The 18671-nt window shown below is 72.1% G+C and carries 13 protein-coding genes and 1 tRNA gene; 10 read left to right on the top strand and 4 right to left on the bottom strand.

Annotated features, from left to right (window positions below):
* Positions 1–65: 65 nt before the first annotated feature.
* A complete protein-coding gene (gene pepN, locus ACF053_RS17285) occupies positions 66–2561 on the top strand; it encodes an aminopeptidase N (protein WP_391954674.1) in 2496 nt (831 codons plus the stop codon).
* Positions 2562–2935: 374 nt separating this feature from the next.
* Positions 2936–4378 carry a lysine N(6)-hydroxylase/L-ornithine N(5)-oxygenase family protein gene (locus ACF053_RS17280; protein ID WP_391954673.1) on the top strand — a complete coding sequence of 481 codons (1443 nt, stop codon included), beginning with the start codon at positions 2936–2938 and terminating at the stop codon, positions 4376–4378.
* A 32-nt stretch (positions 4379–4410) separates the two neighbouring features.
* On the opposite strand, the gene ACF053_RS17275 is transcribed toward ACF053_RS17280, so the two are convergent.
* Positions 4411–6207: a bifunctional metallophosphatase/5'-nucleotidase gene (locus ACF053_RS17275; RefSeq protein WP_391954672.1), complete on the bottom strand. Its 1797-nt coding sequence runs from the start codon at positions 6205–6207 to the stop codon at positions 4411–4413.
* A 128-nt stretch (positions 6208–6335) separates the two neighbouring features.
* Between ACF053_RS17275 and ACF053_RS17270 the strand changes: the two genes are divergently transcribed.
* Entirely contained in the window at positions 6336–6995 is a 660-nt protein-coding gene (locus tag ACF053_RS17270) for an SIMPL domain-containing protein (protein WP_391954671.1), read from the top strand.
* 133 nt (positions 6996–7128) lie between these two features.
* Entirely contained in the window at positions 7129–8556 is a 1428-nt protein-coding gene (pyk, locus tag ACF053_RS17265) for a pyruvate kinase (protein WP_391954670.1), read from the top strand.
* A 133-nt stretch (positions 8557–8689) separates the two neighbouring features.
* Here pyk and ACF053_RS17260 read toward each other — a convergent pair.
* Positions 8690–8764, bottom strand: a tRNA-Leu gene (locus ACF053_RS17260).
* Positions 8765–8863: 99 nt separating this feature from the next.
* On the opposite strand from ACF053_RS17260, the gene ACF053_RS17255 reads away from it, so the two are divergent.
* The 6 genes from ACF053_RS17255 (at position 8864) to ACF053_RS17230 (ending at position 15651) form a co-directional block, all read left to right on the top strand.
* Entirely contained in the window at positions 8864–9520 is a 657-nt protein-coding gene (locus ACF053_RS17255; protein ID WP_058944731.1) for an ANTAR domain-containing response regulator, read from the top strand.
* 408 nt (positions 9521–9928) lie between these two features.
* Positions 9929–11086, top strand: a complete 1158-nt coding sequence (locus tag ACF053_RS17250) for a branched-chain amino acid ABC transporter substrate-binding protein (protein ID WP_391954669.1) — start codon at positions 9929–9931, stop codon at positions 11084–11086.
* A gap of 179 nt (positions 11087–11265) precedes the next feature.
* Complete coding sequence (locus tag ACF053_RS17245) at positions 11266–12189, top strand: branched-chain amino acid ABC transporter permease (protein WP_058944733.1); 924 nt, start codon at positions 11266–11268, stop codon at positions 12187–12189.
* A complete protein-coding gene (locus ACF053_RS17240) occupies positions 12186–13559 on the top strand; it encodes a branched-chain amino acid ABC transporter permease (protein ID WP_391954668.1) in 1374 nt (457 codons plus the stop codon). Before ACF053_RS17245 ends, ACF053_RS17240 begins: the two co-directional genes overlap by 4 nt.
* A complete protein-coding gene (locus ACF053_RS17235) occupies positions 13556–14887 on the top strand; it encodes an ABC transporter ATP-binding protein (RefSeq protein ID WP_391954667.1) in 1332 nt (443 codons plus the stop codon). The genes ACF053_RS17240 and ACF053_RS17235 overlap by 4 nt, the downstream gene beginning before the upstream one ends.
* Positions 14888–14961: 74 nt before the next feature.
* Positions 14962–15651 (top strand): ABC transporter ATP-binding protein, encoded by a 690-nt coding sequence (locus tag ACF053_RS17230; protein WP_391954840.1) that lies wholly within the window; start codon positions 14962–14964, stop codon positions 15649–15651.
* Positions 15652–15713: 62 nt separating this feature from the next.
* Here ACF053_RS17230 and ACF053_RS17225 read toward each other — a convergent pair whose 3' ends face one another.
* On the bottom strand, positions 15714–16202 hold the full coding sequence (locus tag ACF053_RS17225; RefSeq protein ID WP_391954666.1) for a PaaI family thioesterase: 489 nt from the start codon (positions 16200–16202) through the stop codon (positions 15714–15716).
* A gap of 63 nt (positions 16203–16265) precedes the next feature.
* Positions 16266–18548 carry an FdhF/YdeP family oxidoreductase gene (locus ACF053_RS17220; RefSeq protein WP_391954665.1) on the bottom strand — a complete coding sequence of 761 codons (2283 nt, stop codon included), beginning with the start codon at positions 18546–18548 and terminating at the stop codon, positions 16266–16268.
* Positions 18549–18671 lie beyond the last annotated feature (123 nt).

The raw sequence follows: 18671 nt of genomic DNA, 5'->3' as shown, positions 1-18671 counted from the left end.
GGCACGGCTGACGCTTACAGCGGAACCCCCTGCCCCGCCCCCGCGCCATCGGGCAGCATGGGCCCATGCCCGTACTGACGCGCGAAGAGGCGCAGACCCGAGCCCGGCTGCTGGACGTCCAGCGCTATGCGATCGACCTCGACCTGACCACCGGCGACGACACCTTCGACTCGACGACCGTCATCGAGTTCACCGCCCGCGCCGCCGGTGACACCTTCGTCGAGCTGAAGCCCGCGGAACTGCGCGGCGCGACCCTGGACGGGCAGCCCCTCGACCCCACCGCACTGGACGACAACCGGCTCCCCCTCGCGGGCCTCACCGAGGGCCCCCACGTCCTGCGCGTCGACGCCGCCATGCGGTACTCCCGCACCGGCGAGGGCATGCACCGCTTCACCGACCCCACCGACGGGGAGACGTACACCTACACCCAGCTCTTCCTCGACGACGTCCAGCGCGTCCTGGCCGCCTTCGACCAGCCCGACCTGAAGGCCGTCTTCGACGTCACCGTCACCGCCCCGGACCACTGGACCGTCCTCGCCAACGGCGTCACCACCCGCCAGGAAGACGGCCGTTGGACGGCCGCCACCACGCCCCCGATCTCCACGTACCTCGTCGCCGTCGCCGCCGGCCCCTGGCACTCCGTGCGCACCGAGCACGCCGGGCTGCCCTTCGGCATCCACTGCCGGCGCTCGCTCGCGCCCCACCTCGACGCCGACGCCGACGAGATCCTCGACGTGACGCGCCGCTGCTTCGACCGGTACCACGAGAAGTTCACCGAGCCCTACCCCTTCGACTCCTACGACCAGGCGTTCGTCCCCGAGTTCAACGCCGGCGCCATGGAGAACCCGGGCCTCGTCACCTTCCGCGACGACTTCGTCTTCCGTTCGGCCGTCACCGTCTCCGAGCGCCAGACCCGCGCGATGGTCATCGCCCACGAGATGGCCCACATGTGGTTCGGCGACCTCGTCACCCTCAAGTGGTGGGACGACATCTGGCTCAACGAGTCCTTCGCCGAGTACATGGGGTACCAGACCGTCAACGAGGCGACCGCCCGGTACCCCGACACCTGGATCGGTTTCGGCATCGCCCGCAAGTCGTGGGGGTACGACGCCGACCAGCGCCCCTCCACCCACGCCGTCGCCCCCGACCCGGAGGCCGTGCCCGACACGGCCTCCGCCCTGCTCAACTTCGACGGCATCTCCTACGCCAAGGGCGCCTCCGCGCTGCGCCAGCTCGTCGCGTGGATGGGGGAGAAGGAGTTCCTCGCGGGCATCAACAACCACTTCGCCCGCCACCGCTTCGGCAACGCCACCCTCGCCGACTTCATCGACAACCTCGCCTCCGCCACCGACCGCGACATCCACGCCTGGGCGGAGGCGTGGCTGCGGACCACCGGCATCGACACCCTCACCGCCGGCGTCACCGCCGAGCAGGGCCACTGGACCCTGGCCCTCGACCGCGACGGCAGCCGCCCCCACCGGGCCACCGTCGGCGTCTACGACCGCGACCTCGCCGACGCCCGCAGCCTCGTCGTGCGGGAGCGGTACGAGACGGACGTCCCGGGGGCCGGGGCCCCGGAGAGCCGGCCGGGCCTGCGCCCCGTCCTCGTCGTCCCCAACGACCACGACCTCACCTACGCCAAGGTGCGCCTGGACGGGGACTCCCTGGAGACCACCCTGCGCTGCCTCTCGGGCGTGCCGGACCCGCTCACCCGCGCCGTCCTGTGGAACACCCTGCGCGACATGGTCCGCGACGGCGACCTCGCCCCCGCCGACTACCTCGCCACCGCCCTTGCCCACCTGCCGGAGGAGACGGACGTCGCCATCGTCGACGGCGTCCTCGGCTTCGCGCTCCACCAGATCGCCGACCGCTACGTCCCCGCGGCCGACCGCGCGGGTGCCCGGGCCACGCTCACCGACCTCACGCGCGACCTCATCCGCCGCACCGAGGACGGCGAGAACCCCGGCCTGCGCCTCACCGCCGTCCGCCACTTCATCGACTGCGCGGACCGCACCGGCACCTTCCAGGGCTGGCTCGCCGACGGCGCCGTCCCCGGCGGGCCCGACCTCGACCCCGAGCTGCGCTGGCGGATCCTGCGGCGGCTCGCCGTGCTCGGCGCCACCGACGAGGCGGCCATCGCCGCCGAGCTCGACCGGGACCCGAGCGCCACCGGCCAGGAGGGCGCCGCCCGCTGCCGGGCGGCCCTGCCCGAGGCCGCCGCCAAGGAGGCCGCCTGGGAGCGGATGTTCCACGACGACACCCTCTCCAACTACCTGTTCAACGCCACCGCCGAGGGGTTCTGGCAGCCCGAGCAGACGGACCTCCTCGCCCCGTACGTGGCGCGGTACTACCCGGAGGCCACGGCGCTCGCCGCCCGGCGCGGCCCGGCCATCGCCACCGCCGCCGGCCGTCAGGGGTTCCCCGGGTACGCCATCACCCACGAGAACCTCAAGCTCGGCGACGAGCAGCTCACCCGCCCCGACCTGACGCCGGCCCTGCGCCGCCAGCTCGTCGACCGCCTCGACGACCTGCGCCGCGCCCTGCGCGTCCGCGAGGGCTGACCCCGGGGGCGCGCCGACGGGACCCCGCCGGCGCGCCCCACCCTTCCCCGCACCCCGCACCCCGCACCCCGCACCCCGCACCCCGCCCGCGGCCCCGCGACCCGGCGCGCCCGCGGTGTCCTCACGCCCGCCCCCGCGACCCGGCCCGCCCGCCCGTGCGGCCCGGGGATGCCCACGCCCGCCGCGCCCGCGGGAATTTCTACGCCCGGACGCCCGCCCGCACGCCCCGGTACACCCGCCGCCGCGGCGGCTCGTACGCCCGCGCGTGCCGTCCCCCGTTCGGGTACCGATCCCGGCGCACCCCGCACGCGGCACGCACCGCAGGTACACGCTGGCTCACGCAACGTCACGCACGCGTGGAAGGCAGCCCCCCGATGACCCCCACCCCCACCGCCCCCGAGCCGCTCCCCGCGCCGCGGCGCCACGCCGGGCCCGAGCGGCCGCACGACCTCGTCGGCGTCGGCATCGGTCCCGGCAACCTCTCCCTCGCCGCGCTCGCCCACGGGTTCCCCGGCGGCCTCGACACCGTCTTCTTCGAGCGGGCCGCCACCTTCCACTCCCACCCGGGCCGCCCCGTCGAGGGCGCCACCGCGCGCACCCCGTTCCTCGCCGACCTGGTCACGCTGGCCGACCCGACCAGCCCCTGGACGTTCCTGAACTACCTGCGCTCCCGCGACCGGCTCCTGCCCTTCCACGCCGCCGGGCGCCTCCACATGCACCGCGCCGAGTACGACGCCTACGGCCGCTGGGTCAGCGACCACCTCCCCGGCCTGCACTTCCGCCACCAGGTCGACGCCGTCCGGTGGAATCCCGAGCTCGACCTGTTCGAGGTCGACCACGCGCGGCTCGACCCCGACGGGGAGACGGAGGTCCTCGGCCGTGCGTACGCGCGCAACGTCGCCCTCGGCGTCGGCTCGCAGCCGGACGTGCCCGAGCCCCTCAAGCCCCTCGTCGCGGCGCCCACCGTCCCGGTGCTGCACTCCGCCGACTACCCGGCCCACCGCGAGGCGCTGCTCGCGGCCGGACACGTCACCGTCGTCGGCTCGGGGCAGTCGGGCGCGGACGTCTTCCTCGACCTCCTGCGCCACCGCCCCCCGGGCCGCGAGGGCATGCACTGGATCACCCGCACCGACGCCTTCGCCTCCGCGGAACGCTCCCGGCTCGGCCTCGAACACCTCACCCCGGACCACGCCCGGTACTTCCACGAGCTGCCCGAGCAGGCGCGTGACGCCCTGGTCCCGGGCGGGCGGCGGCACGGGGCCGTCGCCCGGGACACCCTCGACGCCATCCACGACGAGCTCTACCGCCGCACCGTCCAGGGCGGGCGGCCGGACGCCGTCCTCACCCCCGGCGTCCACGTCCGCACGGCGGGCCGCCTCGCCACCACCAAGGTGGAGCTCCACCTCGAACACGTCCGGCAGGGCAGCCGCACGCGCCTCACCACCGACGCGGTCGTCCTCGCCACCGGCTACCGCGACCGCCCCCTGCGCCGCCTCCTCGCCGCGCTCGACCCCTACCTGCGCCGGGACTCCCGCGACCGGCCCCGCGTCGACGAGCACCACCGGCTCGTGCTCGACCCGTCGGTCACCGGCAGCGTGTACGTCGTGACGTCCGCGGCCCACACGCACGGCGCGGGCGCCGCGGACCCCGGGATGACGGCCTGGCGCAGCGCCACCGTCCTCAACCACCTCACGGGCAAGGAGCCCTACCCGCTGCCCGGCCGTACCGCCTTCACGAGCTTCGGCCTGGAGCGGCGCGAGCAGCCGCGCGTCCCCGCGCCGGACCGCGGGCTCACCCCGCTCGGCGGCCGGCCGTAGGGGGGCGCCCCGCCACGGCCGGCCGCCGGCCCTCAGAAGACGGGCGTGCCCGCGCGCGTCAGCCGCCAGCCCACGGAGGCGAACTCGGCCGGGTCCACGGTGCCCTTCGCCTTCACCCACTGGATGATGGTGTTGCGGATCTCGTCCGAGTTCGCCCACACCTGCTGGGCGTTCGCGACGTGCGGGAAGGCGCCGCCGCCGCTCGCCCGGTAGTTGTTCACCGCCAGCACGAACCGCGCGGCGGGGTCGACCGGCGCGCCGTCGAACGACAGGCCCGTGATCCGCGACCCCACCGGCTGGGCGATGTCGATGTCGTACGTCAGGCCGTACACCGCGTCGTAGTTGTAGTCCGGCGTACCCCCGGCGTTGGTGAGCTTCGCGGTGTCGACCGGTTCGCCGGGGGCCGTCCGCGCGTAGTAGCGCGCCGAGTACTCCAGGTACTCCTTCAGCTGGGCGCCCGTCAGGACGCGGGCCTCCAGGGTGTTCTCGAACGGGTACAGGCCCGCCGCGTCCCGGATGGTGATCTCGCCCGCCGGGATGGCGGCCGACCGGGAGAAGCAGGACGCCTGGGACAGCACGGGGAGTGCCGCGTGCGGGGTTCCCGCGAGCGCCGCGCGCACCGTCTCGGCCTGCACGTGGTTGATCAGGTCGATGATCGGCTCGTCCCGCCACGGGGCCTGCGCGGTCGACATCTCCACGGGGGAGGTGCCGATGACCTGGTTGACGTAGGCCACGACCTTCTCGTGCTCGTCGGCGAGCAGCCGCACGATGTCGGGGTCCTCCTCCACCGTGTTGGCGTTGAGCACCCGCGCGCCGACCTGCTCGACCACCCAGCGGCCCTTCGACCACACCAGCTCGAAGTCGAACCGCGTCAGCCGCTGGCCCCACTTCAGCGGCTCGGACAGGACGACGTCGCGGCCGGTCCGCTCGTTCTTCACGCGGTACTCGGCGATCTCCGTGTGCGCGTGGCCGACCAGGATCGCGTCGATGCCGGGGACCTGCTGCGCGACGAGCGCCGCGGCGTTCTCCACGTACGGCAGCTGGTCCCCGTACGACGAGGTGCCGCTCGAACCGGAGTGCGCGGAGACGATGACGACGTCCGCGCCCATCGACCGGAGCTTCGGGACCCAGTGGGCCGCCTGCTCCTCCAGGCCGGGGAAGACCATCCGGCCGGAGACGTTCGCCTTGTCCCAGATGGCGATGCCCGGGTTGGTCAGCCCGAGCACGGCCACCCGCACGTCCCGTCCGCACGGCGTGCGCAGCCGGTGCATGCTGTACGGCGCGAAGGCGGGCCGCAGCGTCTTCGCGTCGAGCGCGTTCGCCCCCAGCAGCGGGAAGTCGCACTGCTCCTCGAACTTCCGCAGCACGGGGATGCCGTAGTTGAACTCGTGGTTGCCGAGCGCCGCGGCGTCGTACCCGATGGCGTTCATCGCCTGCGCCATGGGGTGGACCGGGCCGCGCGCGGCCGTGATCGGGTCCACCTTGGCGTAGTAGTACGACAGCTGGGTGCCCTGGATGGTGTCACCGGCGTCGATGAGCAGCGTGTTGCGCCGGCCCTTCTCGGCCCGCACCCGGTCCACCAGCGTGGAGATCTTCGCCAGGCCGACGTCGTTGTGCGCCTTGTCGTCGAACTCGCGGTCGGTGAAGTAGTCCCAGTTGAAGACGTGGCCGTGGAGGTCCGTCGTGCCCATCACGGTGAAGGAGTACCGCTTCGGCGCGGCCTTCGCCTGCGCGGCGGGCGCGGTGGCCGTGGTGGCCGCGCCCGTCACGGTCACACCGGCTCCCACGGCGGCGGACCGCCCGAGGAACGACCTACGGTTCAGCGGCATGCGTACTCCCCTTCGTGCTCCTGTACGACGCGCGTAGACACGACGCGCGTAGATTCTGGACCAGGGACGTTGTCCCCGAACACCCCCGCGAGGTTTCGATCTGGTGACCGGGTGCGAAAAGACACCACATGGCCACCCCCGAAGCCCCCCGCATCACCGTCCGCGGCGAAGCCCACGTCGAGACCGACCCGGAGCTCGCCCGCATCGCCGTGACCGTCACCGCCCGCGGCACCGACCGGCGCGCCACCCTCGACGACCTCACCCGCCGCAACGCCGCCGTCGTCGACCTCGTCAACGGCTGTGCGGGCGCCGTCGACCGCCTGGAGACCGGCTCCCTCGTCCTCACTCCCGAACTGGGCCGGCGCGGGCGGGGCGAGCACGTCCGCACCCACCACGGCTCCGTCCACCTCACCGCCACCCTCACCGACTTCACGGCCCTCGGCGAGCTCGTCACCCGCCTCGCCGACCTCGACCTGACCCGCGTCGACGGCCCGTGGTGGTCGCTGCGCCCCACGTCACCCGCGTACGCCCGCGCCCGCGAGGAGGCCGTCCGGGACGCGGTCCGGCGCGCCCGCGACTACGCCCGCGCCCTCGGCACCGACCTGGACGCCCTCCTGACGCTGGACGACACGCCGTCGGACGGGCACGTCCCGTTCGGCGCGGGCTCCCCCCGGATGGCCTTCGCCGCCGAGGCGGCCGACGTCCCGCCCCTGGACCTCCAGCCGCAGCGGCAGACGGTGACCGCGCACGTCACGGCCGGCTTCACGCTTCGCCCGCCGACCCTCTGAGGACCCCTCCGGCGCGCTCATCGGAGCGCCCCGCCGCACACTTCAACACTTGTCAACGCGTGGCCACCCAAAGGAGGTTGACCCGTCATCCGCAGCAAAACCTCTACCCATCGGTAAGCCCTAGGCTCGCACCATGCGCCGAGCGAAAATCGTCTGCACGCTGGGACCCGCCACCCACTCGTACGACCAGATCAAGGCCCTCGTCGAAGCCGGGATGGACGTGGCCCGCTTCAACCTCAGCCACGGCACCTACGCCGACCACGAAGAACGCTACGCCCGCGTCCGCAAGGCGTCCGACGAGACCGGCCGCAGCGTCGGGGTCCTCGCCGACCTTCAAGGTCCGAAGATCCGTCTCGGCCGCTTCCGCGAGGGGCCCGTACTCCTTGAACGCGGCGACGAGTTCACCATCACGACCGAGCCCGTCGAGGGCGACCGCGCCCTGTGCGGCACCACCTACGGCGGCCTCGCCGCGGACGTCACCGTGGGGGAGCGGATCCTCGTGGACGACGGCCGTGTCGCCCTGGAGGTCACCGCGGTCGACGGTCCCCGCGTCCGCACCCGGGTGGTCGAGGGCGGCATGGTCTCCGACCACAAGGGGCTCAACCTCCCGGGCGTCGCCGTCTCCGTGCCCGCCCTCTCCGACAAGGACGTCGAGGACCTGCGCTGGGCGCTGCGCACCGGCGCCGACGTCGTCGCCCTCTCCTTCGTCCGCAGCGGACGCGACGTCGAGGACGTCCACCGCGTCATGGACGAGGAGGGGCGCCGCGTGCCGGTCATCGCGAAGATCGAGAAGCCGCAGGCCGTGGAGAACATCGACGACATCGTCGCTGCCTTCGACGGCATCATGGTGGCCCGCGGCGACCTCGGCGTGGAGATGCCGCTGGAGCAGGTGCCCATCGTCCAGAAGCGCGCCGTCAAGCTCGCCAAGCGCAACGCCAAGCCGGTCATCGTCGCCACCCAGATGCTCGACTCGATGATCGACAACTCCCGCCCCACGCGTGCCGAGGCGAGCGACGTCGCCAACGCCGTCATCGACGGCACGGACGCCGTGATGCTCTCCGGCGAGACCAGCGTCGGTCGCCACCCGGTCGAGACCGTCCGCACGATGAGCCGCATCGTCGCCGCCGCAGAGGAGGACGTGCTGGCCAAGGGCCTGCCGCCCCTCACGGAGCGCAACAAGCCGCGGACGCAGGGCGGCGCGGTGGCCAGGGCGGCGGCGGAGATCGGGGACTTCCTCGGGGCGAAGTACCTCGTCGCCTTCACCCAGTCCGGTGACACCGTGCAGCGCCTGAGCCGCTACCGGTCCCCGATCCCGCTCCTGGCCTTCACCCCCGACCCGGCGACCCGCTCGCAGCTCACCCTCACGTGGGGCGTCGAGACCTTCCTCGGCCCGCACGTGGAGTCGACGGACGCCATGGTGGCGCAGGTGGACGAGCACCTGCTGGAGATCGGCCGCTGCCGGCCCGGCGACATCGTGGTGATCACGGCGGGTTCCCCGCCCGGGGTGGCGGGGTCCACGAACCTGGTCCGCGTGCACCGCATCGGCGAGGCGGTCCGCTGAGGGGTCCCGCACGTCCGCGTCCGGTCGACGGGCGTCCACCGCGGGAGCGCGGGGCGCCCGGCGGGCGGTGGGGAAGAGGGCGCCGAACGGCACGAAGGTCGGCAGCGGCGTGACCATGGAAACAAAGGAAAAGTGCCCCGGGTCGGACTCGAACCGACACTGTACGGGTTTTGAATCCGTTGCCTGCTGCCAATTGGGCTACCGGGGCTCGCAGAATCGAAGGTTCCCCCCGACCCGCTGCGAGTCCACCATACCGCAGCTGGGTAGGCTCATGGGGAGCTGTACCGCCCCGCAACGAGGAGCCTCCGTGACCGCCCCCGAGTCGCCCCAGCCGCCCGTCGCCGACGACGACACGTCGCACGTCCCGCCGCTGACGACCCGCGTCGTCATCGCCGAGGACGAGGCCCTCATCCGCCTCGACCTCAAGGAGATGCTGGAGGAGGAGGGGTACTCCGTCGTCGGCGAGGCCGGGGACGGCGCGCGGGCCGTGGAGCTCGCCCGCGAGCACCGCCCCGACCTGGTGATCCTCGACGTGAAGATGCCCGTGCTCGACGGCATCTCGGCCGCCGAGAAGATCGCCGGCGAGTCGATCGCCCCGGTGCTGATGCTGACCGCCTTCTCCCAGCGGGAGCTGGTGGAGCGGGCGCGCGACGCGGGCGCGATGGCGTACCTCGTGAAGCCCTTCAGCAAGAGCGACGTGGTCCCGGCCATCGAGATGGCGGTGTCGCGGTTCGCGGAGCTGCGGGCGCTGGAGAAGGAGGTCGCGGACCTCGCGCAGCGTCTGGAGACGCGCAAGCTGGTGGACCGCGCGAAGAGCATCCTGCAGACGCAGTACGGGCTGTCGGAGCCCGCGGCGTTCCGGTGGATCCAGAAGACGTCGATGGACCGCCGCATGTCCATGCAGCAGGTGGCCGAGGCGGTCATCGAGGACGCCGAGGAGAAGAAGGCCGCGAAGGGTCAGTGAGGGCCGTACCGGGGCGCCCGCCCCGGTACGGCGGTGGGCCGACAGCCGTCGGCCGGGTTCCGGGGAAGCCCCCGGCCCGTCGTCCGCTCCTGTGGGAGGTGGACAACGGGCCGGGGGCTTCCGCCGTTGTGGGCCCGGCGCAGCTCAGGGGCGGTTTTCAGCCGCGACGGGGTGGGTCGTGACGATCGTGTTCCGGTCACCGTCACGTCCGCTGGCCGGTAAGGAGTGTTCTGTTTCCGGCGCATGACCCAGGTCACAGGGGGATCACACATCGGTCGCCGACCTATCCGATGAGCCGAACAGACGATTACATTCCCCGCACACCGCAGGACAAGCGGTGTCATGTGAGGAAGTTGTTCGAACTTCCAGCTCACACAAGATCGTTCGGGCGGCTCCAGGGAGTGCGTTGTGCTGAACAAAACCATCGTCAGACTTGCTGTTCCCGTGGTCGTGGGCGCCCTCGCGCTGACCGGTTGCAGCGATGCGGGCAGTGACGGTGACACCCTCAAGATCGCTTTCCAGGGACCGCTGTCCGGCGACAACGTCGCGCTCGGCGAGAACATGCAGAACGGTGTGAAACTGGCCATCGACCAGGCGAACGCCAAGGGCGACCTGGACCTCAAGCTGGAGTACGTGGCGGCGGACGACCAGGGACTTCCCGACAAGGCCACGGCCGCCGCGCAGAAGGCCATCGACGACGAGAGCGTCGTCGCGGTCGTCGGCCCCGCCTTCTCCGGCCCCACGAACACCGCCTCCCCCCTCTACACCGAGGCCGGCCTGGTGACGGTGTCGCCGTCGGCGACCAACCCGACCCTGACGGACCCCAAGAACGGCTTCGAGAGCCTGCTGCGCGGCGTCCCCAACGACAACCAGCAGGGCGCCGCGATGGCGACCTACTACGCCAAGAAGCTGAAGGCGAAGAAGGTCTACCTGGTCGACGACAAGACGGACTACGGCACCGGCCTCGCCGCCGTCGCCGAGAAGGGCCTCAAGGCCGCCGGCATCCAGGTCGTCCGCAAGGCCGTCCCGCAGAAGACGCCGGACTACAGCGCCACGGCCAAGGACGTCGTCAACTCCAAGGCCGACGCCCTCATCTACGCCGGCTACTACCAGGACGCCGCGCCGTTCGCCAAGAAGCTGAAGGAGGCCGGCTACAAGGGCTCCGCGATCTCCGGTGACGGCACGAACGACGCCAAGTTCATCGAGCTGGCCGGCGACGCCTCGGAGAGCTGGTTCCTCACCTGCCCCTGCACCGACGCCACCGTCGAGGCCGGGACGAAGAAGTTCGCCGCCGACTACCAGAAGGCGTTCAACCGGGCCCCCGGTACGTACTCCGCCGAGGCGTACGACATCACCAACATGATCATCGAGCAGATCAAGGGCCTGAAGGGCGACGTCCAGCGCGAGGCGCTGCGCGACGCGCTGGCCAAGGCCTCCTACAAGGGCCTGACCAAGACCTTCTCCTTCGACGAGAACGGCGAGTTCAAGGGTACGGACGTGTACCTGTACCAGGTCAAGGGCGGCAAGATCGCCTACCAGGGCAACGTCAACGAGCTGGTCGGCTGAGGCCGGAGCGGCTGTACGCCGGGTGACGGGGGCCGGGAGGCGTGCTTCTCCCGGCCCCCGTCCGGCACCGGGGTCCTCCCTCCGACCCCGTACGTGTCTGATTCGCCTGTCCCGCCGCGGACCGCTGCCGCCATGAGCGCCACGGACTCCGCCCGGTTCCCACAAGGAAGTTCGTTCCCATGTCCCTCCAGGAGTTCTGGGACTACCTCGTCCTAGGTGTGATGCTCGGCTCGCTGTACGCCGTCATCGCCATCGGTTACACCCTCGTCTACGGCGTCCTCCAGCTGATCAACTTCGCGCACAGCGAGGTCTTCATGCTCGGCGCCTACGGCAGCCTCATCGTCCTCCAGCTGGTGAACCCGGGGGACAACCCCTCGGCACTGGCCTCCATCGGCTTCGTCGCCCTGGCCATGGCCGGCTCCGCCCTCTTCGGCGGCGTGACCGCCTACGGCCTGGAGAAGGTGGCCTATCGGCCGCTGCGCCGCCGGGGCGCGCCCCGCCTGATCTTCCTCATCACCGCGATCGGCGCCTCCTTCTTCCTCTACAACCTCGCCGGCAAGCTCTTCGGGCGCGACCCCGTGACGCTGCCGGAGATGTACGACAACCACGCCGTGTTCAGCCTCTTCGGCGCCGGTGTGAACGTCACCCAGATGCTCCAGTTCCTCACCGCCGTCGTCATGATGGTCGGCCTCGACCTGCTGGTGAACCGCACCAAGCTCGGCAAGGGCATCCGGGCGGTCGCCCAGGACGCCGAGGTCGCCTCCCTCATGGGCGTGGACATCGACCGGGTCATCTCCCGGACCTTCGTCATCGGCGGCGTGCTCGGCGGTGTCGCCGGCTTCCTCTTCGCCAACCTCAACCAGGTCTCGTACACCATGGGCTTCATCCCCGGCATCACCGCGTTCGCCGCGGCCGTCGTCGGCGGCATCGGCAACATCCGCGGCGCGATGGCCGGCGGCGTGCTGATCGGCGTGGTCGAGACGATGACCGTGCCGCTCCTGGGCGACGAGTGGCGCAGCGTCTCCGCCATGGTCGTCCTGATTCTCGTGCTGATGTTCCGTCCGATGGGCATCCTCGGCAAGCAAGTGGGGAGGGCGGCGTGAGCACGGTGGATTCTTCCGTGAAGGACGTGGCGTCCGCGGCGAGCAGGCTCCGTCGTACCGCGTGGTACCAGCAGCCCCGGTTCACGCGGCTGTGGGCGCTGCTGGCGCTCGGTGTCCTGCTGGCGCTGGTCACCGGCGAGCAGGGCAACACGCGGGACATCTTCTTCTCGATCGAGAGCTCCCTGCTGGGGCCGCACCTGTGGGTGTGCCTCGGCCTCACGGTGGGCGTGTGGGCGCTTCGCGAGTTCGCGGGCGAGCCCATCAAGGGCGCCGTCGGCCAGGCCCGGTCGGCCACGGGCGGCCCGGTCGGCGCGCTGCGCGACCGGTTCCAGGGCGACCGGCGGCTGCGCTGGGGCCTCATGGGGCTCGCACTGGTGCTGGCCCTCGTCGTCCCGTCGATGCTGTCGCGGACGTGGCAGACGGTCCTGGTCGACCAGATCGCGATCTTCGCGCTGCTGGCCATCGGCCTCAACGTCGTGATCGGCTGGGCGGGCCTGCTGGACCTGGGCTTCTTCGCCTTCTTCGCGGTGGGCGCCTATTCGACGGCGTTCTGGACGGGGCGGCTGCCCATCGAGCCGCCCGTCGTGCTGAACCCGTTCTGGGTCATCCCCATCGCGGTGGTCACCTGCCTGGTCACCGGCCTGCTGCTCGGCGCGCCGACGCTGCGGCTGCGGGGCGACTACCTGGCGATCGTGACGCTCGGCTTCCACGAGATCATCTACCTGGTGGCGAAGAACGCCGACGGCGTGACGGGCGGCCCGCAGGGCGCCCGCCTCATCCCGGACTTCTCGTTCGACTTCGCGGGCATCGCCTACAAGTGGTCGATCAAGCCGCTGCCGTACTGGTACCTGCTGGTCTTCTTCATCGTGCTGGTGATCATCCTCTTCTCGCGGCTGGAGCACTCCCGGGTCGGCCGGGCGTGGACCGCGATCCGCGAGGACGAGATCGCGGCGGCCGCGAACGGCGTCGACACCGTGCGGTTCAAGCTGATGGCCTTCGCGATCGGCGCGTCCACCTCGGGCGTGGCCGGCGTGATCTTCACCAGCAAGTACGGCTACATCAATCCCGAGGTGTTCCCGCTGCTCCAGTCGATCCTGATCCTGGCGTACGTGATCTTCGGCGGTATGGGATCGATCCCGGGCGTGCTGATGGGCGCGGCCGCCCTGGTGTGGCTGCCGGAGGCGCTGAAGGACTACGTGGACCCGTCCGACCGGTACATGTACCTGGGCGCCCTGCTCGTGATCATGATGATTTACCGGCCCCAGGGCATCTGGCCGTCCCGCCGCCGTCAGCGAGAGCTGAAGCTGGCGGAGGAGGGCCTCGGTGACGCGGACGCGATGTCCGAGCCGGCGGGAGGCAAGGTCCGATGACCACTGAAGTGACGAGTGCGCCGGCCGCGGAGCCGGTGCTCCAGGCGACGGACGTGACGCTGCGCTTCGGCGGGCTCACGGTCCTCGACAAGGTCGACATGTCGATGCGCCGGGGCGAGGTCCTGGCGGTCATCGGCCCGAACGGCGCGGGCAAGACGTCGTTCTTCAACTCCCTGACGGGCGCCTACACCCCGCAGGAAGGGAAGATCGTCTTCATCTCGAAGGACGGCGAGCGGAAGTCCCTGCTCGGCAGCAAGCCCCACCTGGTGAACCGGGTCGGGGTGGCCCGCACCTTCCAGAACATCCGCCTCTTCTCCGCGCTGACGGCGCTGGAGAACGTGAAGATCGCCGCGGAGACACGGCTCAAGGCCGGCCCCGTGTCGATCATGCTGGGCCTGCCCGGCGCGCGCCGGGCGGAACGGCAGAGCGACGAACGCGCCCACCGGCTGCTGACGTTCGTGGGGCTGGAGGACAAGCTCAACGAGATCGCCGGCAGCCTCAGCTACGGCGACCAGCGGAGCCTGGAGATCGCCCGGGCGCTGGCGACGGACCCGCAGGTGCTGCTGCTGGACGAGCCGGCGGCGGGCACCAACCCGACGGAGAAGCTGGAGCTGGAGCGGCTGATCCGGCGGATCAACACCGAACTCGGCGTGAGCGTGCTGCTGATCGAGCACGACATGCGGCTGGTCATGTCGGTCGCCGACAGAGTGATGGTCCTCAACTTCGGCAAGAAGATCGCCGAGGGCACGCCCAGCGAGGTGCAGCAGCACCCGGCCGTGGTCGAGGCGTACCTGGGCACCTCGGCGGAGGACGCGGAAGCGGTCCGGCACGCGGTCGAGGACCAGCACCCGGAACCCGCCACGGCCACCACGGCCACCACGTCGGCCACGGCGCCCGCCACGGCCGCGGCCGGCACCACGGCCGCGGACCCGGCGGACGCCGCCGACGCCGACGCGGACGCCGACGCCACCGGGACCGGCACGGCCGAGGCCGGAACCACCGCCGCGGCCGACGCCACCGGCGCCGACGCCGGGGCCGACGCGGGAACCGGCGCCGACGCCGGGGCCGAGGACGGTACCGGCGCCGAGGCGGCCGACGCCACCGGTGGGCGGGAGCCCGCCGTCGCGGACACCGCGGATCCCACCGACACCGCCGGGGCCGCCGACACGGCGGAGGCCACTGACACGACCGACGTCGCCGACACCACCGACACCGCTGAGACCGCGGGCCCCGTGGGCTCCGCGGACGACGGGGTCGGCTCGGGTGGGGACGAGGTCCGGGCGGACGGCGCGAGCCGTGCGCGGAGCGACGAGGAGAGCGGCCAGTGAGCACGACGGCACAGGCGCGGACGGAGGCCGGCGGGACCGGCGCCCCGGACGGGACGCTGCTCGAACTGCAGGGGATGCGGGTGTTCTACGGCGCCATCGAGGCGCTGAAGGGCATCGACCTGACGGTCGGCAAGGGCGAGATCGTCGCCCTGCTCGGCGGCAACGGCGCGGGCAAGACGACCACGCTGCGGACGATCTCCGGCATGCTCCAGCCCCGGCACGGCCAGGTGCTGCTGCGCGGCGAGCGGATCGACGGCATCAAGTCGCACGAACTGGTCCACTTCGGCATCGGGCACGTGCCCGAGGGCCGGCGGGTCTTCGCGACGATGACGGTGCTGGAGAACCTGGAGATGGGCGCGTACCGGTTCTCGTCGGTGGACGCCGGCGATCTGGACCGGGTGTTCACGCTCTTCCCCCGGCTCGCCGAGCGGCGTTCCCAGCAGGCGGGCACCCTCTCCGGCGGCGAGCAGCAGATGCTGGCCATCGGCCGCGCCCTGATGGGCCGCCCGGAGCTGCTCCTGCTGGACGAGCCGTCCATGGGCCTGGCGCCGCTGATCGTCCAGCAGATCTTCGAGATCATCAAGGAGATCAACGAGCAGGGCACCACGGTGCTGCTGGTGGAGCAGAACGCCACGCAGGCCCTGGGCCTCGCCCACCGGGGATACGTCCTGGAGACGGGATCCGTGGCCATGGCCGGTCCGGCGGGCGAGCTGCTCGCCGACTCCCGCATCCGCGCGGCCTACCTCGGCGAGGGCGCGGCCTGACCCGCGGCGTGTGACGGCGCCGGGTGCCCCTCCACGGGGCGCCCGGCGCTCGCGCGTGCCCGTCAGACGACGCCCGGGACGCTCCCCGCGTCCTGCGCGGTGACCTCACGCAGCATGCACGTCAGGCGCGCGGTGCAGACCCGCTTGTCCTGCTCGTCGGTGACCACGATCTCGTACGTGGCGGTGGAGCGGCCGCGGTGGACCGGGGTCGCGACCCCGGTGACCAGGCCCGAGCGGACGCCCCGGTGGTGGGTGCAGTTGAGGTCGACGCCGACGGCGATCTTCTTCGAGCCACCGTGCAGCATGGCGCCCACCGACCCGAGCGTCTCGGCGAGCACGGCCGACGCCCCGCCGTGGAGCAGCCCGTAGGGCTGGGTGTTGCCCTCCACCGGCATGGTGCCGACGACACGGTCGGGCGCCGCCTCGACGATCCGCAGGCCCATGCGCTCGCCGAGGTGGCCCGCGGAGAACAGGGCGGGCAGGTCGACGCCGAGCGCGGCGTACTCGTCGATGACCTCTTGCGGGAACTTCACTGCGGTCTGCTCGCCCATGGGGCCCGGACTCCGTTCGTCGTCGTACGGCCGGCCTGGTGGTGCCGGTGGCTGAGCGAACGCTCAGTCGGGCGGTGATTGTTCCAGACGGACGACGACGGACTTGCTGGCGGGGGTGTTGCTGACGTCCGCGGTCGCGTCGAGCGGGACCAGGACGTTGGTCTCGGGATAGTAGGCGGCCGCGCAGCCGCGCGCCGTCGGGTAGTGGACGACGCGGAAGCGGGGCGCGCGTCGCTCGACGCCGTCGTTCCACTCGCCGACCAGGTCCGCGTACGTCCCGTCCGCGAGGCCGAGCCGCGCCGCGTCGTCGGGGTGGACCAGGACGACCCGTCGCCCGCCCTTGATGCCGCGGTAGCGGTCGTCGAGGCCGTAGATGGTGGTGTTGTACTGGTCGTGCGAGCGCAGGGTCTGCAGCAGCAGCCGGCCCTCGGGCACCTTCGGGTACTCGACGGGGGCCGCGGTGAAGTTCGCCTTGCCCGTCGCGGTCGGGAAGCGCCGCTCGTCCCGCGGGGCGTGGGGGAGGGCGAAGCCGCCGGGGTGCGCGGCGAGGCGGGCGTTGAAGTCCTCGAAGCCGGGGATGACGCGCGCGATGCGGTCCCGGATGGTCGCGTAGTCCTTCTCGAACTCCTCCCACGGTGTGCGGGAGGACGGGCCGAGGGCCGCCCGCGCCATGCGCGCGACGATGGCCGGCTCGGAGAGGAGCCGCGGACCGGCCGGCGGGAGGTTGCCGCGGGAGGCGTGGACCAGCCCCATCGAGTCCTCGACGGTCACGAACTGCCGGCCCGACGCCTGGACGTCCCGGTCGGTGCGGCCCAGCGTGGGCAGGATCAGCGCGCGGGCGCCGGTCACCACGTGGGACCGGTTGAGCTTGGTGGAGACGTGCACGGTGAGGCGGGCGCGCCGCATGGCGGCCTCGGTGACGTCCGTGTCCGGGGTGGCGGCGACGAAGTTCCCGCCCATCGCGAAGAAGACCTTGGCGCGTCCGTCGCGCAGCGCCTGGATCGCGCGCACGACGTCGTAGCCGTGGTGGCGCGGGGAGGTGATGCCGAACTCCGCGTCCAGGGCGTCCAGGAAGGCGTCGGAGGGGCGCTCGAAGATGCCCATGGTCCGGTCGCCCTGGACGTTGGAGTGACCGCGGACCGGGCAGACGCCCGCCCCCGGCCGCCCCACGGCGCCGCGCAGCAGGAGGAGGTTGACGACCTCCCGGATGGTGGGCACGGAGTGCTTGTGCTGGGTGAGGCCCATCGCCCAGCAGACGATGGTGCGGCGCGAGGAGAGGACCATGCGCAGCGCCCGCTCGATCTCGGCGCGGGTCAGGCCCGTGGCGGTCAGCGTCTCGTCCCAGTCGGCGGCGCGGGCCGCCGCCGCGAACTCCTCGTACCCGTGGGTGTGCTCGCGGACGAACTCCTCGTCCACCGCGCCCTCGGTCTCGATGACGAGCTTGTTGAGGAGGCGGAAGAGCGCCTGGTCACCGCCGATGCGGATCTGCAGGAAGAGATCGGTGAGGGTGGCGCCCTTCAGCAGTCCCTTGGGCGTCTGGGGGTTCTTGAACCGCTCCAGGCCCGCCTCGGGCAGCGGGTTCACCGAGATGATCCGCGCACCGGCCGCCTTGGCCTTCTCCAGGGCGCTCAGCATGCGCGGGTGGTTGGTGCCGGGGTTCTGCCCGGCGACGATGATCAGGTCGGCCTGGTGGAGGTCGTCGAGGGAGACGCTGCCCTTGCCGACGCCGAGCGTCTCGGTGAGCGCCGACCCGGACGACTCGTGGCACATGTTCGAGCAGTCCGGCAGGTTGTTGGTGCCGAACTCGCGGGCGAAGAGCTGGAGCAGGAACGCCGCCTCGTTGCTCGTGCGGCCCGAGGTGTAGAAGAGCGCCTCGTCCGGTGAGTCGAGGGCGGTGAGCTCCTCCGCGATGATCCCGAAGGCCCGCTCCCAGCTGACCTCCTCGTACCGCTCGGCGCCCTCCGCCAGGTACACGGGGTGGGTGATGCGGCCCTGCTGGCCGAGCCAGTAGCCGCTGCGGCCGGCCAGCTCGGACAGGGGGTGGGCGGCGAAGAACTCCGGCGTGACGCGGCGGAGCGTGGCCTCCTCGGCGACGGCCTTGGCGCCGTTCTCGCAGAACTCCGCGACGTGCCGCTCGTCACCCTCCGGCCAGGCGCAGCCGGGACAGTCGAAGCCGTCCTTCTGGTTGACCTTGAGCAGCGTGCGGGCGGTACGGCCCAGGCCCATCTGCCGCTGCGAGGCGCGCAGGCCGTGCACGACGCCCGGCAGCCCGGCCGCGGAGTGCTGGGCGCCGGTCACCCGCGGAGCGTCCTGGACCGGGTCACCTGCGGGCGGTTTGCTGACCATGGCGGGCGCTCCTTCGTCTTCGTCTCGCCGTACGTGCCGTGTCCCCCCGATCCTGTCACGCGGCACCGACGGCGCGACCCCGGCCGTCAGCCGTTGTCGGTGCGGCGTGGCAGGATCGTGTCC

The organism is Streptomyces kanasensis (assembly GCF_043077165.1).
In the GTDB taxonomy this organism is placed as follows: domain Bacteria; phylum Actinomycetota; class Actinomycetes; order Streptomycetales; family Streptomycetaceae; genus Streptomyces; species Streptomyces changanensis.
The sequence above is the reverse complement of the archived record's forward strand: the minus strand, read 5'-3'. Positions and strand labels throughout refer to the sequence as shown.

Excerpts from the sequence above, each read along its gene's own strand:
- ACF053_RS17235 (WP_391954667.1), top strand. The coding sequence starts at position 13,556 with ATGACCACTGAAGTGACGAGTGCGCCGGCCGCGGAGCCGGTGCTCCAG.
- pyk (WP_391954670.1), top strand. The coding sequence starts at position 7,129 with ATGCGCCGAGCGAAAATCGTCTGCACGCTGGGACCCGCCACCCACTCG.
- ACF053_RS17230 (WP_391954840.1), top strand. The coding sequence starts at position 14,962 with ATGCGGGTGTTCTACGGCGCCATCGAGGCGCTGAAGGGCATCGACCTG.
- ACF053_RS17270 (WP_391954671.1), top strand. The coding sequence starts at position 6,336 with ATGGCCACCCCCGAAGCCCCCCGCATCACCGTCCGCGGCGAAGCCCAC.
- ACF053_RS17220 (WP_391954665.1), bottom strand. The coding sequence starts at position 18,548 with ATGGTCAGCAAACCGCCCGCAGGTGACCCGGTCCAGGACGCTCCGCGG.
- ACF053_RS17275 (WP_391954672.1), bottom strand. The coding sequence starts at position 6,207 with ATGCCGCTGAACCGTAGGTCGTTCCTCGGGCGGTCCGCCGCCGTGGGA.
- ACF053_RS17280 (WP_391954673.1), top strand. The coding sequence starts at position 2,936 with ATGACCCCCACCCCCACCGCCCCCGAGCCGCTCCCCGCGCCGCGGCGC.
- ACF053_RS17245 (WP_058944733.1), top strand. The coding sequence starts at position 11,266 with ATGTCCCTCCAGGAGTTCTGGGACTACCTCGTCCTAGGTGTGATGCTC.
- pepN (WP_391954674.1), top strand. The coding sequence starts at position 66 with ATGCCCGTACTGACGCGCGAAGAGGCGCAGACCCGAGCCCGGCTGCTG.
- ACF053_RS17225 (WP_391954666.1), bottom strand. The coding sequence starts at position 16,202 with ATGGGCGAGCAGACCGCAGTGAAGTTCCCGCAAGAGGTCATCGACGAG.